General features: G+C 48.8%; 12 protein-coding genes. 8 read left to right on the forward strand and 4 right to left on the reverse strand.

The genetic code is table 11. The features are described 5' to 3' along the window. Positions 1 to 34: 34 nt before the first annotated feature. The 3 genes from U1I11_RS16285 to U1I11_RS16295 form a co-directional block, all read right to left on the reverse strand. Positions 35 to 1,297, reverse strand: coding sequence for an ABC transporter permease (locus U1I11_RS16285; protein WP_322907196.1), 1,263 nt, complete (start codon positions 1,295 to 1,297; stop codon positions 35 to 37). Beyond that, on the reverse strand, positions 1,281 to 2,591 hold the full coding sequence (locus U1I11_RS16290) for an HlyD family secretion protein (protein ID WP_322907197.1): 1,311 nt from the start codon (positions 2,589 to 2,591) through the stop codon (positions 1,281 to 1,283). The genes U1I11_RS16285 and U1I11_RS16290 overlap by 17 nt, the downstream gene beginning before the upstream one ends. A 123-nt stretch (positions 2,592 to 2,714) precedes the next feature. Continuing rightward, positions 2,715 to 3,239, reverse strand: coding sequence for a MarR family winged helix-turn-helix transcriptional regulator (locus U1I11_RS16295; protein WP_322907198.1), 525 nt, complete (start codon positions 3,237 to 3,239; stop codon positions 2,715 to 2,717). Positions 3,240 to 3,543: 304 nt separating this feature from the next. Here U1I11_RS16295 and U1I11_RS16300 point away from each other — a divergent pair, with 304 nt between their 5' ends. From U1I11_RS16300 to U1I11_RS16335, 8 genes are all read left to right on the forward strand, one after another. Further along, positions 3,544 to 4,491 carry a ribose-phosphate diphosphokinase gene (locus tag U1I11_RS16300; RefSeq protein WP_322907200.1) on the forward strand — a complete coding sequence of 316 codons (948 nt, stop codon included), beginning with the start codon at positions 3,544 to 3,546 and terminating at the stop codon, positions 4,489 to 4,491. A gap of 179 nt (positions 4,492 to 4,670) precedes the next feature. Next, positions 4,671 to 6,392 carry a tetratricopeptide repeat protein gene (locus tag U1I11_RS16305; RefSeq protein WP_322907201.1) on the forward strand — a complete coding sequence of 574 codons (1,722 nt, stop codon included), beginning with the start codon at positions 4,671 to 4,673 and terminating at the stop codon, positions 6,390 to 6,392. 62 nt (positions 6,393 to 6,454) lie between these two features. Beyond that, complete coding sequence (trxB, locus tag U1I11_RS16310; RefSeq protein ID WP_322907202.1) at positions 6,455 to 7,408, forward strand: thioredoxin-disulfide reductase; 954 nt, start codon at positions 6,455 to 6,457, stop codon at positions 7,406 to 7,408. A 406-nt stretch (positions 7,409 to 7,814) separates the two neighbouring features. After that, entirely contained in the window at positions 7,815 to 8,762 is a 948-nt protein-coding gene (locus tag U1I11_RS16315) for an ROK family glucokinase (protein ID WP_322907203.1), read from the forward strand. Between the two features lie 49 nt (positions 8,763 to 8,811). Beyond that, the gene (rapZ, locus tag U1I11_RS16320; RefSeq protein WP_322907204.1) at positions 8,812 to 9,705 is read left to right on the forward strand and encodes an RNase adapter RapZ; all 894 of its coding nucleotides are present in this window, start codon (positions 8,812 to 8,814) and stop codon (positions 9,703 to 9,705) included. A gap of 12 nt (positions 9,706 to 9,717) precedes the next feature. Further along, positions 9,718 to 10,710: a gluconeogenesis factor YvcK family protein gene (locus tag U1I11_RS16325; protein WP_322907205.1), complete on the forward strand. Its 993-nt coding sequence runs from the start codon at positions 9,718 to 9,720 to the stop codon at positions 10,708 to 10,710. A 5-nt stretch (positions 10,711 to 10,715) separates the two neighbouring features. After that, entirely contained in the window at positions 10,716 to 11,654 is a 939-nt protein-coding gene (gene whiA, locus U1I11_RS16330) for a DNA-binding protein WhiA (RefSeq protein WP_322907206.1), read from the forward strand. Positions 11,655 to 11,805: 151 nt separating this feature from the next. After that, on the forward strand, positions 11,806 to 12,075 hold the full coding sequence (locus U1I11_RS16335) for an HPr family phosphocarrier protein (RefSeq protein ID WP_188778021.1): 270 nt from the start codon (positions 11,806 to 11,808) through the stop codon (positions 12,073 to 12,075). A 211-nt stretch (positions 12,076 to 12,286) separates the two neighbouring features. Here the strand turns inward: U1I11_RS16335 and U1I11_RS16340 are convergent, their stop codons facing one another. Beyond that, complete coding sequence (locus U1I11_RS16340; protein WP_322907207.1) at positions 12,287 to 12,760, reverse strand: stalk domain-containing protein; 474 nt, start codon at positions 12,758 to 12,760, stop codon at positions 12,287 to 12,289. Positions 12,761 to 12,959 lie beyond the last annotated feature (199 nt).

The following is a 12,959-nucleotide window of genomic DNA, read 5'->3' on the forward strand; positions in this document are numbered from 1 at the left end:
TAAAATAACGATCGATTGCGGCAATGTATATCGATTAGCTCGGATTTGGTTTTGCCGTGCCGGATGCATCCGTTGTCGCTGAAGCGGATGGGGATGTTGAACTGGACTCTGCTGTGATCACCTTTGTCGTTGTATCCATCGCATCGGTATGCAGCTTGCCCTCCCGCTCCGCTTTGCGAATTTTACGCATTTCGTTCAGCATCAGCAGGAAAATAACGACCAAGAAACTCGTAATCAGAATTAAAAAATCGCCCAGCTCTTGCCCAAAATATTTCAGATCGCCGCCCCGGAAACCGAGTCCACGTAAAAATTTAAAATGCCAGGACAGCGGCAGCACATGGCTGACATTTTGCAAAATCGGCGGCAACAAAGCGACCGGAATTTGCGCACCGCTCAAAATAAACGATGGCAGCAAAATCATCGTAATCCGTCCCGCCGCTTTTGCCGGGCTGCTGGCGCTCCAGCCAACGAGCATACAGAGCAAGGAGAGCGAGAGCGTATACATTAAAAATGGAATCCAGAGCTGAAATACATTCGCTTCAAAACGCAGCCCGCCGACCTGTTTCAAGCAGCCCATAACGACATACATCGAAACGGTCGCAATGAGCGCATACGGTACGACACGCAGCACTAGACTAAGCGGACGGCGCAGCGCTTCCGCCAGCACGCCTTGTTCACGCAGACGCGGCACAATCGTGAGCGTCGCCCCGCCTAGAATGGACAGGAATACCGTATTCACAAAACCGATGACCGAGCTCATTAGCGTATTGTTGGTCGGATTGTATAGCAGCCTTGTTTGCAAATTCAGACCGGTCGTAAAATTAGCCGCTTGAGCGGAGTTTACCCCCATCGCTACCAGCTTGCCGGCGGCTGTGCTGGCGTTCTCGGTGTTGATTACTTCGGTCACGCCGGTACGCAAGTACGTCGTAGCGGTCGACAATGCGGTATCTACATATAGCCCGATATTGGTCTGCCCGCCCTGTATGTGCGTCTTTTCGAGACCAGCAGGCAAATAGATAACACCGAAATATTGTTCATTGTACAGGAAGCTATTTGGCTCCATATAGTTATAGGTCACGTATTTGATATTAATATATTGGTCGGCATCCAGCTTTTCGATCAATTGCTGGCTGTACGTGCTGTGATCCAGATCGACGACAGCGACAGGCGCTTCGTTCAACTGATTGTTTTTGAACACATAGCCAAAGGCGGCGGAAATAATCAGCGGCGCAATCAGCATAATCCAAATAAACTTACCCTGCAAAATCAGTTTAAATTCATCAATTATTGCTTTCATTGGTTGGAACCTCCACCGTCATTCCCGGCAGCAGGTCAGATGTGCGTTTCACATCGACACGCACGATAAATGAAGTCGTATCTGCCTGTCCTTTTTCACGGCTCATACGTAGTGCGGCATATTGTGGTGCAGACGTAATATAACGAACCGTACCGGTAATATGTTTGCCAAGCGCTACGATATTCGTATCGACTTTTGCTCCAGCCTGGAAGTTTTTCATATTTTCTTCGCCTACATACAGATCGTAATACAGCTTGCCGGTTTCGATCATGACGACCGGTGTGCCAGCGGAAATATTTTCGCCTACTTTAGGTACGACACGGGTTACTTTGCCGTCAGCTGGTGCGGTAAGGACGCGGCGGCTTTTTTGTACGAGCAAATTGTCCATATTGATTTGCAGCGATTGTTTTTGCTTTTGCAGCAGTTCGATATTGTATTTGCCGTTTCGGATATCTTCTTCACCTTGATCGATCTGTTTGAGCGCTTGCTGCGCTTGTTCTACTTGCACATGAGCTGCTTGACGATCTTCGGCGGTCGCACCATTTTGCAGCTTTTCAAGCGCGGTTTCTTGCGCCAGCACTTGATTACCGGCAACTTCGACTTGTTTTTGTGCGCTGACAAGCTGATCTTGGGTGCTTTGCAATTGTTTTTGGGCAGTGTTCAGCGCATTTTGGGCGGTATCGAGGCTAGCTTGTGTACCTAAGCCGTTATCAAATAGCGATTTAGCACGGTCATAGCTCGTTTGTGCATACGCGACATTTTGCTGTGCGGTCGCAACAGCATTTTGCGCAGCATTGACGCCATTGTTGGCAACTTCCACTGACTTTTTAGCGGAATCGACTGCAATAGTCTGGCTTTGAATATCTTCCGGACGCGCGCCGGTGAGTACTTTTTGTTCGGCAACTTGGGCGGCTTGTACGTTTAGCTGAGCGCTCGCTTTTTGCTGTGCCAGCTTGTGGGATTGGCTTGTTAATTGACTTTGTGTTTGGCTAATTTGGACGTCGAGCTGGGACATTTGTTCTTTGACGTTCTGGATTTGCAGGTTTACGTCCTGTGTATCGAGCGTCATCAATAGTTGTCCTTTTTTCACATGGTCTTCTTCTTTGACTTTGACGGAAGCAATTTTACCGGATTGCCCTTCAAACGAGCTGTTCACCGTATCGATCGTCAGCACGCCTTCTTTTTTGAGCGCTGCCATCGAAACGGCATCTTTGCCGTGCATCGCCAGCAGTGTCCCCCCGACACCAAGCGCCACGATTAAGACGATAATTGGAATTAATTTTACGATTTTCACTTTGATTTACTCTCCTGTCTGTATCAAATCTAAGCTAAAAGTTAATTTAAAAATGAAGACGTTAGCCGGCAAATAGTTTGGTGCCGTACTATTACACCGAAAAAAACGTCCGGTTTCATAAGCTCATTCCGGCTGCTTCGATTCGATGCCTGCACGAATTTTGTACAATAACTGTTTGAGTACGTCGCGTTCGTCCACGGTCAAATGATTCATAATGCCCGCTAATTGAGCGCCATACTGAGGCAGTATATGTTTGACGACAGCTTCGCCTTCTTCGGTCAGATGAATGGCGGTCATACGGCGATCTTCATGGGAGCCACGACGAATCAGACCGTCTTTTTCAAGCCCGTTGATCAAACCGGTCATCGTCGAGCGCGTCACACCAGCCGATTGCGCCATTTCCGAAGGTAGCAGCGGTTTTTTGAGTAGCATTAGCGAGATCAAAATGCGTATTTTACCTGGTGACAGCCCATTTTCCGTGAGCAGTGGCGACACTTCATGGTATAGCTCATGTGATGTGCGAATGAGCAGAAAAGAAATCAGCATACAGTTCACATCCAGTTGCGGAAACAGCGGTGCCAATTCTTTGAGCCGATCCATATCTTTGAGATGCTTCGCCATATCCGACGGTTCAAATTGGGACATCATCTTCACCTTTCTCCAATGTTCTAATGGAGATATTGTACGGCGCCTAACTACTTTTCGTCAAGAGAAAAATATGAATATTTCAACATACTATAAAAGAAAGCGTCATCATCCGACAAACTTTTCTGCGACTTCGCCTACAAAGCGACAAAACTCATCGTTTACACTGTTATAACCAAACCGCTCCATCGCGATAACCGGAACAATTGCGAATTGAAGCAGAATTGTCTTTGCTATCGTTACGCGGCGATATACAATATTTAAAAACAGGGTAAAGCAAGCTCGCCATCCAAAATCAGGAGGAATTATGAAAGAACATATGCGAATTTTCTCAGGCTCATCCAGTCCGGAGCTGGCGACAACGATCGCTGAACGTCTCGGTCTCACACTCGGTAAAATCAAGCTGTCCCAATTTAAAAGCGGTGAAACGTATGTGCATTATGAAGAAACGATTCGAAATATGGACGTATTTATCGTTCAATCGTTATCGCATCCGATCAATGAGCTGTTCGTCGAACTGCTCGTTATGATCGATGCGGCAAAGCGTGCATCTGCACGGACGATCAATTTGATCGTGCCGTACTACGGTTATGCACGCCAGGAACGCAAATCGGCACCAAGAGAGCCGATTTCTGCAAAAATGGTGGCGGATGTACTGACTACAGTTGGCGCAGACAGGGTAATTACTATTGATCTACACGCATCTGCGATTCAGGGCTTCTTTAATATCCCGGTTGACCACTTGACCGCACTCGATCTGATCAGCGGTTATTTGCGAAATCAATCGATTGAAGACGCGGTTGTCGTCTCGCCGGATGCAGGTCGTGCTTATATGGCTGAAAAGCTGGCGAACCGCTTGGACGCTCCTTTTGCGATGATGATCAAAAAGCGTCCAGCGCATAACGAATCGGTTATTACGCATGTAATTGGCGATGTGGAAGGCAAAACACCGATTATTATCGAAGATTTGATCGATACGGGCACAACGATCGTTAATGTCGTCGAGAGCTTGAAGGAGCGTGGGGCGCGTGACGCAATCGTTTGCGCCACACATGGATTGTTTTCCGGGGAAGCGCTCAAGCGACTTGACCATCCGGCGATTCGCGAGCTGGTCGTCACCGATTCGATTAGCTTGCCGTCGATTAGACCGGAACGGCTGACCGTACTGTCTGTGGCACCGATGTTATCGCATGCGGTACGCATTATTGTGGAGGGTGGTTCGATTGCCACCATGTTTAGCGATGCCGGTATTTAACATTTGCAGTGTGCCTAAGCTGGCGGGCGGTAATCCCGTATGAAGGCGAGTTTGCCTTTAGCCATTTTCACGATTGTGGTATACTAAACGGTGCTAGTTACGCGTAACAAAGCTTATTTGCTATAGACGACCGTCTGTCAATAGATGGTTGAAGCGACAGAAGGAGGTGCCTTGATCCGGTGAATGATTATAAGCGGAAAACGGAAGAAGCTGAGCGCAAAGTCATCAGACTGCAATTGGATGCCAATTTCTTTTTTGAACGAGCTGTCCGCTCATTAGACCGTTATCGTTATGACAAGGCATTGACATATTTTCAAAAGGCAGTCGAATACGAGCCTGATAATCCGATTCATCATTGCAATTTGGCAGGCATTTTGTCCGAGCTGGGTAAATATGAAGCATCCAATGAAGCGCTACGGCATATCGTGGAGCACGTTGAACCGATGATGAGTGAATGTCATTTTTATATGGCGAATAATTATGCGAATATGGAGCAATTTGCGGAGGCTGAGCGCGAGCTGCTTATTTATATGGAAAAAGATGCAAACGGCTCCTTTGGCACTGAGGCGAATGAATTGCTGGATGTGGTACGGTTTGAACGAGCACGCAGCGGCAAACCGCGTCAGGAGGTAAGCGAGGCGAATCATGATGAGGCAAAGCTGGAACCGCATCAGCAAGGACGTGTACTATTAGAGCAAGGCGATGTGCAACAGGCATGTATTGTGCTGCAACAGGCGCTTGCGGCTGAGCCGGATGATGATGCAACACGCAACAATCTGGCAGTCGCCTTTTATCATCTTGGTGAGCTGGAACGAGCGGCGAACGAGGTGGCGGAAGTGCTGCGCCGTGATCCGTACAATTTGCACGGTCTGTGTAATCAAGCGCTTATTTTACGGCAAATGGGTCAACATAGCCGTCTGCTGCAGCAGATTGTAATGCTGCGCCAAGTACATCCACTACATCATGAGCATTTGCTCAAGCTGGCGATTACGCTGGCGATGCTCGGTCAGCATGATGCGGCATATCCGCATTTCTGCCGTCTTGTGCGTATGAACGATACGAATCAGCAGGAAATTTATCATTATGCTGCCGTGGCGGCATGCTATGTGGGTAAATATGATCAAGGTGAACAATGGTGGCGACGGATGCTGCGAATCGAGCCGGAGGCGGAAGTGCCTGCCTTTTACATCGCTCATCTGGAACAGTTGCGGCAAGGACAATTGCAGCCTTCATATAGCTATATGCTGCCATCTGCTGCTGTTTTATCGGACGCCGCTTCAGCGGTATCCGAAGCGGAGCATGCAGCGAACGATGAGTCCCGTTTTATCGATATGCTGCGATATGGCACGCAGCAGCAGCAGTTGCATGTGCTACAAGCGTGTGCGCTCGAAGGTAGTCACGAATTGCACCGTCTGCTGCGCGATTATGCAGCTGCTCCGCATACGTCGGCTGTTCTAAAGCTGGCAGCCGAGCGATTGTTGCGACAATGGGCGGCGGCGCATTCGCTAGTGGATGATCGTCTAATCGATGATCTGGAATCCGCACGCACAAGTTTGCCGATCTGGGAACCGTGCTGGCAGCAGGTACTCGATATCGTGCTATTGCAGTCGCCACTGCGTCAGCATGCCAGCTTTCAGCATGATGTGGAAGCGCTATGGTTGGAGTTTATTAAGCGCTCCTATCCCGAATTGCCACGGTTGACGCAACCGGAAGGCTGGGCAGCAGCGCTGGAATATTTGGTAGCGCGTCTGTTCCGTCAGCCGCTCACGTATGCGGAAGTTGCCGAGCGTTATGGCAGTACCATTTCAAGCGTGAGCCGGTATGCACGCCGGATCAGTCGTTTATGCCACATCCGAAGCAAAATGCAGCGCAGCCTTGCGCAAAGCAATCAAGGTTCATAAACAACGTTATATACATCGATCCTATTCAATAGGCGTAACATTTCCAAGGAGGTTTCTTACTTATGTACAAATCAATCATTATCGGAACAGGGCCAGCGGGACTTACGGCGGCAATCTATCTGGCGCGCGCCAATATGGAACCGCTCATTATTGAAGGTTTGCAGCCAGGCGGCCAGTTGACGACAACGACTGAAGTGGAAAATTTCCCCGGCTTTACCGATGGCATTATGGGCCCTGAGCTGATGGACAATATGCGCAAACAAGCCGAGCGTTTTGGCGCTCAATTCAAATCAGGCTGGGTAGAACAGATCGATCTGTCCAAGCGTCCGTTTAAAATTAAAGTCGAAGGCGCAGGTGAGCTGGAAGCGGAATCGGTTATCATTTCCACCGGCGCATCGGCAAGATATTTGGGCATTCCGGGCGAGCAGGACAATGTCGGTCGTGGTGTCAGCACATGTGCAACATGTGATGGCTTCTTTTTCCGTAACAAAAAGCTGATCGTGGTCGGCGGCGGCGATTCAGCGATGGAAGAAGCGAGCTTTTTGACACGTTTTGCGACCGAAGTGACGGTTGTGAACCGCCGTGAAGAATTGCGCGCGTCCAAAATTATGCAAGATCGCGCCCGAGACAACGCCAAAATCAAATGGGCGCTCAACCGCAAGCCGCTTGAAGTGGTGGCAGGTGATACCGGCGTAAAAGGCTTAAAAGTGCTTAACAACGAAACCGAACAAGAGGAAGTGGTCGAAGCGGACGGCGTGTTTGTCGCAATCGGACATACACCTAATACCGGCTTCCTGAACGGGCAGATTACAACCGATGATCACGGTTATATCGTAGTTACACCAGGCACGACCGAAACGAATATCCCCGGCGTATTCGCCTGTGGCGATGTGCAGGATACACGCTATCGTCAGGCGATTACGGCTGCGGGGAGCGGCTGTATGGCAGCGATGGATGCCGAGAAATTTCTGGACGGTCATATGGTGCACGACTGGAGCGAAGCGCTCGATAAATAATCGTTTGTTCATCGCCAAAGGGAGCCAAAGCGGCTCCCTTTTCGTCATTTCGCTTCAAGACAACAGACCCGCGGGTTTCGCTTGACCTCATGATGCGGTTCGCTTATAGTTGGATACGAACGTTTTCATTGCTTCGGGCGGATTGAACAGTCGTTTAGCACGCTGCCGAACGCTATTTTACCGGACGCTGCCCGTATTTCTTCACCATAAATTTTATGTATGATCGCATTTTAAGCAGTATCCGCCAGAACGGAAATGGTACAATAGGATGGAATGTACAGCCTATGTGCGCCTATGCTACAGCTTGCTTTGCCAAAAGAGCGGGAAAGCGATATCACGCCCCAAACACAGTTAAAATGCATATGGATATATATCAAATTTTGAGTAGAAAAGGTGGCTCGGTTCTATGTCTGAAAATATTTACGTCGGCGTCGATCTTGGCGGCACTGCCATCAAGGTAGGCATTTGCAATCACGAAGGAAAATTGCTGCACACTTACGAAGGTCCAACCGAAAAAGAAAAAGGGACGGATGCGGTGATCGACAATATCGTCAACTATGTGCGTTTGATTGTCGAGCAATCGCCCTATAGCTGGGACCAACTCGTAGGCGTTGGAGCAGGCGTAGCCGGCTTTACCGATCTGCGTGCAGGTGTGATCTTGCTGGCGCCGAATATCGGCTTTCGTGATGTACCGATCCGAGCCATCCTTGAACAACGTCTCGGAAAAACGATCCGCATCGATAACGATGCCAATGTAGCGGCGCTGGGGGAAGCATGGAGCGGCGCAGGTAAAGGCGTCAATGATTGCATCTGTTACACACTCGGTACCGGTGTGGGCGGCGGCATTATTATTAACGGCAAAATTTACCAAGGCTTTGCCGGGCTAGCTGGCGAAATCGGTCATATTTCGGTCGTGCCGGATTTGGAAGCGATCCAGTGTGGTTGCGGTAAAATGGGCTGTCTGGAAACGGTCTCCTCCGCTACCGGCATTATCCGTATGGCGGTGGAAGCGGTGGAACGCGGCGACCAGACGAGCCTGTCGGACATTGAGCAAATTACCGCCAAAGATATTTTTGATGCAGCCAAAGCAGGCGATGAAGTGAGCATTCGCATCGTCAACCGAGCTGCTTTTTACCTCGGCAAATCGATGGCTGCGATCGCGGCGACGCTTAACCCGGAACGTTTTATCGTCGGTGGTGGAGTGTCCAAAGCAGGCGATATTTTGTTTAGCAAAATCCGCGAAGTATTTGCCGAACTGACGCCAGGGCCGCTGCAGCAGGGGGTAGAGATTATCCCTGCCAAGCTTGGCAATGATGCTGGCATTGTTGGAGCAGCCGGTTTGTTGCTGCGTTAATGGCGTGCAGCAATCGCCCTATACAATCGGATAGAGAGGGGACAAGAGCATGAGCACCAGCGATAATGTAACGACCGCCACGATGGTTATTATTACCGGACTGTCCGGCGCAGGCAAGACGATTGCAGTGCAGAGTCTGGAGGACCTCGGTTTTTTCTGTGTCGATAATCTTCCGCCTGTATTAATCCCTAAATTTGCCGAGCTGATCGAACAGTCCAATGGCAAAATCGGCAAGGTTGCGCTCGTGATCGATTTGCGTGGCCGTGAATTTTTTGCCGCCCTCTCGGAATCATTGAACTATTTGAAAAATCATCATACGATTCATTCGGAAATTTTGTTTTTTGAAGCAAGTGATGCGGTGCTTGTACAGCGGTACAAAGAAAGCCGGCGGCGGCATCCACTCGCTCCGGAAGGAATGCCACTTGACGGCATCCGGCTCGAACGTAAAATGCTGGATGATTTGCGCAGTGCGGCAACCCAGATTATCGATACGAGCAATACGAAGCCGGTTAGACTGAAAGAAAAGATCGTTGCACGCTTTTCGCATCTGGAAACGAATCGCCTGTCGGTCAATATTACGTCATTTGGCTTCAAATATGGCATTCCGATTGATGCTGATCTGATCTTTGACGTACGTTTTTTGCCTAATCCGCATTATATCGAAAATTTGCGTCCCCATACCGGACAAGATAGCGATGTGTACGAATATGTGATGAAATGGCCGGAAACACAGGCGTTTTTGACCAAGCTGCTCGATATGTTGCATTTTCTAATTCCGCAATACCGTAATGAAGGCAAAAGCCAGGTCATTATCGGCATTGGCTGTACCGGCGGCAAGCACCGTTCGGTTGCCATTTCCGAATACCTCGGTCGTATGCTGGGCACCAGTGAAACCGAAACCGTGCGTGTCAGTCATCGTGATGCTGATCGTGATCGGCATTAAGGAGTGGAAGCTATGTCAATTTCACAGCCGGATTTGCCTGTGCTGCGCCCACGCATCGTTGTGATGGGTGGCGGCACCGGTCTATCCGTTATGCTGAGAGGCTTGAAGGAAAAGCCGCTCGATATTACGGCAATCGTTACAGTTGCTGATGATGGCGGAAGTTCCGGTATTTTACGCGACGAGCTGAAAATGCCGCCGCCAGGCGATATTCGTAACGTGCTTACCGCGCTCGCTGATGTGGAACCGCTCATGTCGGACATGCTCAAGTACCGTTTTCAAAAAGGGGAAGGGCTGGCTGGACATAGTTTGGGCAATTTGATTTTGGCGGCGATGACCGATATTTCCGGTGACTTTGTGACCGCTGTGCGCGAGCTAAGCCGAGTGTTTGCCGTTCGTGGTGAAGTGTTGCCTGCGGCAGAACAGGCGGTCATCTTGCATGCTGAAATGGAAGATGGACAGATCGTTACCGGTGAATCCAAAATCCCTGAAGCAGGCAAACGGATTAAACGTATTTTCCTTGAACCGGATCACGTGGAGCCGTTGCCAGAGGCAGTGCAAGCGATCCAGCAGGCAGATGCGATTTTGATCGGCCCGGGCAGTTTGTATACGAGTTTGCTACCGAATTTACTCGTACCGAAATTGGCGGACGCGATTTTGGCGTCGGATGCATTACGGCTGTTTATTTGCAATGTGATGACCCAGCCGGGTGAAACAGACAATTACGCGGTCAGCGACCATCTGAACGCGATTTATGAACATGTCGGACACCGGCTGTTCGACTATGTGCTCGTCAACAATGAGCCGATTCCGCTAAAAGTACAAAAGCGTTACGCAGAAAAAGGCGCCAAGCCGGTCAAACTTGACCAAGACGTGGTGGAAGCGATGGGCTACCGGATTATCGCTGACAAAATGGTGATGTACGGTACGTACTTGCGGCATGATGCCGCGATGCTTAGTCACCATATTTATGAACAGGTCAAGAAACATATTTTATCGAAAGGGTGAGTCCATTGTCATTTGCGGCGCAAACCAAAAAAGAATTGACCATGATCGAAGCGAATGACTGCTGTGAGCAGGCAGAGCTGTCGGCATTAATTCGGATGAACGGTTCAGTGCAAGTGTCCAACAAAAAAGTCATACTGGACATTTCCACTGAAAATGCCGCAATTGCAAGACGGATTTATTCCCTGATCAAAAAGCATTTTGCGGTCCATACCGAGCTGCTTGTACGCAAAAAAATGCGGCTGAAAAAAAACAATGTATACATCGTGCGCATTCCGGCAGGGGTACAGGAAATTTTGAGTCAGCTAAAAATCGTGTCGGCGGGCTTTATGTTTACAGCTGGCATTAACAAAGACATGGTGAGCAAAACTTGCTGCAAGCGCGCTTACTTGCGCGGCGCTTTTATGGCAGGTGGCTCGGTAAACAACCCGGAAGGCTCCTCCTATCATCTGGAGATCGCTTCCATGTATGAGCAGCAGTGCCAGGCACTCGTTGATCTGGCGAATGAATTCGATCTGAATGCGCGTTGTATCGAACGCAAAAAAGGCTTTATTTTATATATTAAAGAAGGCGAGAAAATTATCGAATTTCTGAGCATTATCGGTGCGCATCAAGCGCTGTTCAAGTTTGAGGATGTGCGCATTATGCGTGATATGCGCAATTCGGTCAACCGGATCGTCAACTGCGAAACGGCGAATTTGAACAAAACGATCGGTGCTGCGGTGCGTCAGATTGATAATATTCGACTAATCCAGCGTTATTTGGGGCTTGAGCAGTTGCCGGACAAGCTGCGTGAAGTAGCTGAAATTCGGCTTGCGCATCCCGATATGAATCTCAAAGAAGTGGGCGAAATGCTCAAAGGCGGCGTTAGCAAATCTGGCGTTAACCATCGTTTGCGTAAAATCGATGAGCTGGCGGAGAAGATGCGTAACGAGCATCTCGTCTAAAATATCTGTTATGCGTAATGAGGCTTTATTTTTTTCTGCTAAAGCGCATGTTATAATAATGTAGTATGATGAATAAGTGTCACTTTTGAAGGCATCAGCGTAATAAACTTATAAATTGCAATGAATACGTATTATAGGGGGTAAATGCCACATGATCAAACACCCGGTAGTGGTTCGTTTGAAAACGGGATTGCACGCAAGACCTGCGGCACTGTTTGTACAGGAAGCGAATAAATATTCTTCCGAAATTTTCGTGGAAAAAGACGACAAAAAAGTGAATGCCAAAAGCATTATGGGCATTATGAGCCTGGCGATCAGCTCCGGTACGGAAGTGTACATTAGTGCAGAGGGCGCGGATGCAGAATCGGCTGTAAACGCTTTAGTCGGTCTTGTAAGCAAAGAAGAACTGGAAAACCAATAAAAAAAGCCCCTCATCCGTTGTTGAAGGGCGACGACCGTCACCATAGGGTGGCGGTTTTTTTGGTATACGTTTGGAATGTAGGACAGCGGTGCATCGATTGGGAAATTTCTGTATACGACATGGAAACTTGTCTACAAAGAGGAAGAAATACGCATAAGATGGCATACATATGTCGTAATGTCCCGCAGCTTTTGCTGCTAGTATAGTATGTCTATTCCTCTAGCCAAATCCCTTTTTTCGCAAAATTAAGCTTGACTTGCGCTGTATTCCAGGCACTTTGGTAGCCAAAGCCATCACGCAGCACTGTAAACGGCACATACATGCGTCCATTAATAATTTGCGCATTCGGGCCTTTCCATTGGTGGTTGTTCAGCCGAATATTGATTGCATCCGTTCCCATAATCATATCGATCTGATCATCATTTTGCAGCAATGTGTATGTTTTGACAGTTGGCTCATAACGAAGTGTCACTCCGATCGAATCGCGTAGCAGGACAACCGGAATCATCGTGCTGCCATCAATGAGCAAGCCGCTTTGCGGCAGACGTGTACCGTTCCATTCCAATTTCACCTCGCGTGGCGTTGCTTCAGTAGACGCCGCATTCGCTGTAGTGACGACGCTGCATAATAGCAGCATACTCGTTAACAGCATCATGGAATGGCGTACAAATTTCTTGTTTAACATGGTGACGCTCCCCTCTTTGTGTTATCCCTGTCTCCTATGTGCTCCATATAAGGTTACGCACCGGGCGGGATTATGTGTTGAGATTCATGTAAAATGATGCGATAGATCGCGTACGGCGATATGGTGATAGCCTACGCTTAGGACGAACGATACGATAGCGAGCCGGAATGTGACTTAGCAATTAAGCCCTTTTCTGTTA

Origin of the sequence: Paenibacillus campi, assembly GCF_034659835.1 — a bacterium.
Lineage (GTDB): Bacteria > Bacillota > Bacilli > Paenibacillales > Paenibacillaceae > Saccharibacillus > Saccharibacillus campi.

Excerpts from the sequence above, each read along its gene's own strand:
- U1I11_RS16295 (WP_322907198.1), bottom strand. The coding sequence starts at position 3,239 with ATGATGTCCCAATTTGAACCGTCGGATATGGCGAAGCATCTCAAAGAT.
- U1I11_RS16315 (WP_322907203.1), top strand. The coding sequence starts at position 7,815 with ATGTCTGAAAATATTTACGTCGGCGTCGATCTTGGCGGCACTGCCATC.
- U1I11_RS16335 (WP_188778021.1), top strand. The coding sequence starts at position 11,806 with ATGATCAAACACCCGGTAGTGGTTCGTTTGAAAACGGGATTGCACGCA.
- U1I11_RS16300 (WP_322907200.1), top strand. The coding sequence starts at position 3,544 with ATGAAAGAACATATGCGAATTTTCTCAGGCTCATCCAGTCCGGAGCTG.
- rapZ (WP_322907204.1), top strand. The coding sequence starts at position 8,812 with ATGAGCACCAGCGATAATGTAACGACCGCCACGATGGTTATTATTACC.
- trxB (WP_322907202.1), top strand. The coding sequence starts at position 6,455 with ATGTACAAATCAATCATTATCGGAACAGGGCCAGCGGGACTTACGGCG.
- U1I11_RS16285 (WP_322907196.1), bottom strand. The coding sequence starts at position 1,297 with ATGAAAGCAATAATTGATGAATTTAAACTGATTTTGCAGGGTAAGTTT.
- U1I11_RS16340 (WP_322907207.1), bottom strand. The coding sequence starts at position 12,760 with ATGTTAAACAAGAAATTTGTACGCCATTCCATGATGCTGTTAACGAGT.
- U1I11_RS16325 (WP_322907205.1), top strand. The coding sequence starts at position 9,718 with ATGTCAATTTCACAGCCGGATTTGCCTGTGCTGCGCCCACGCATCGTT.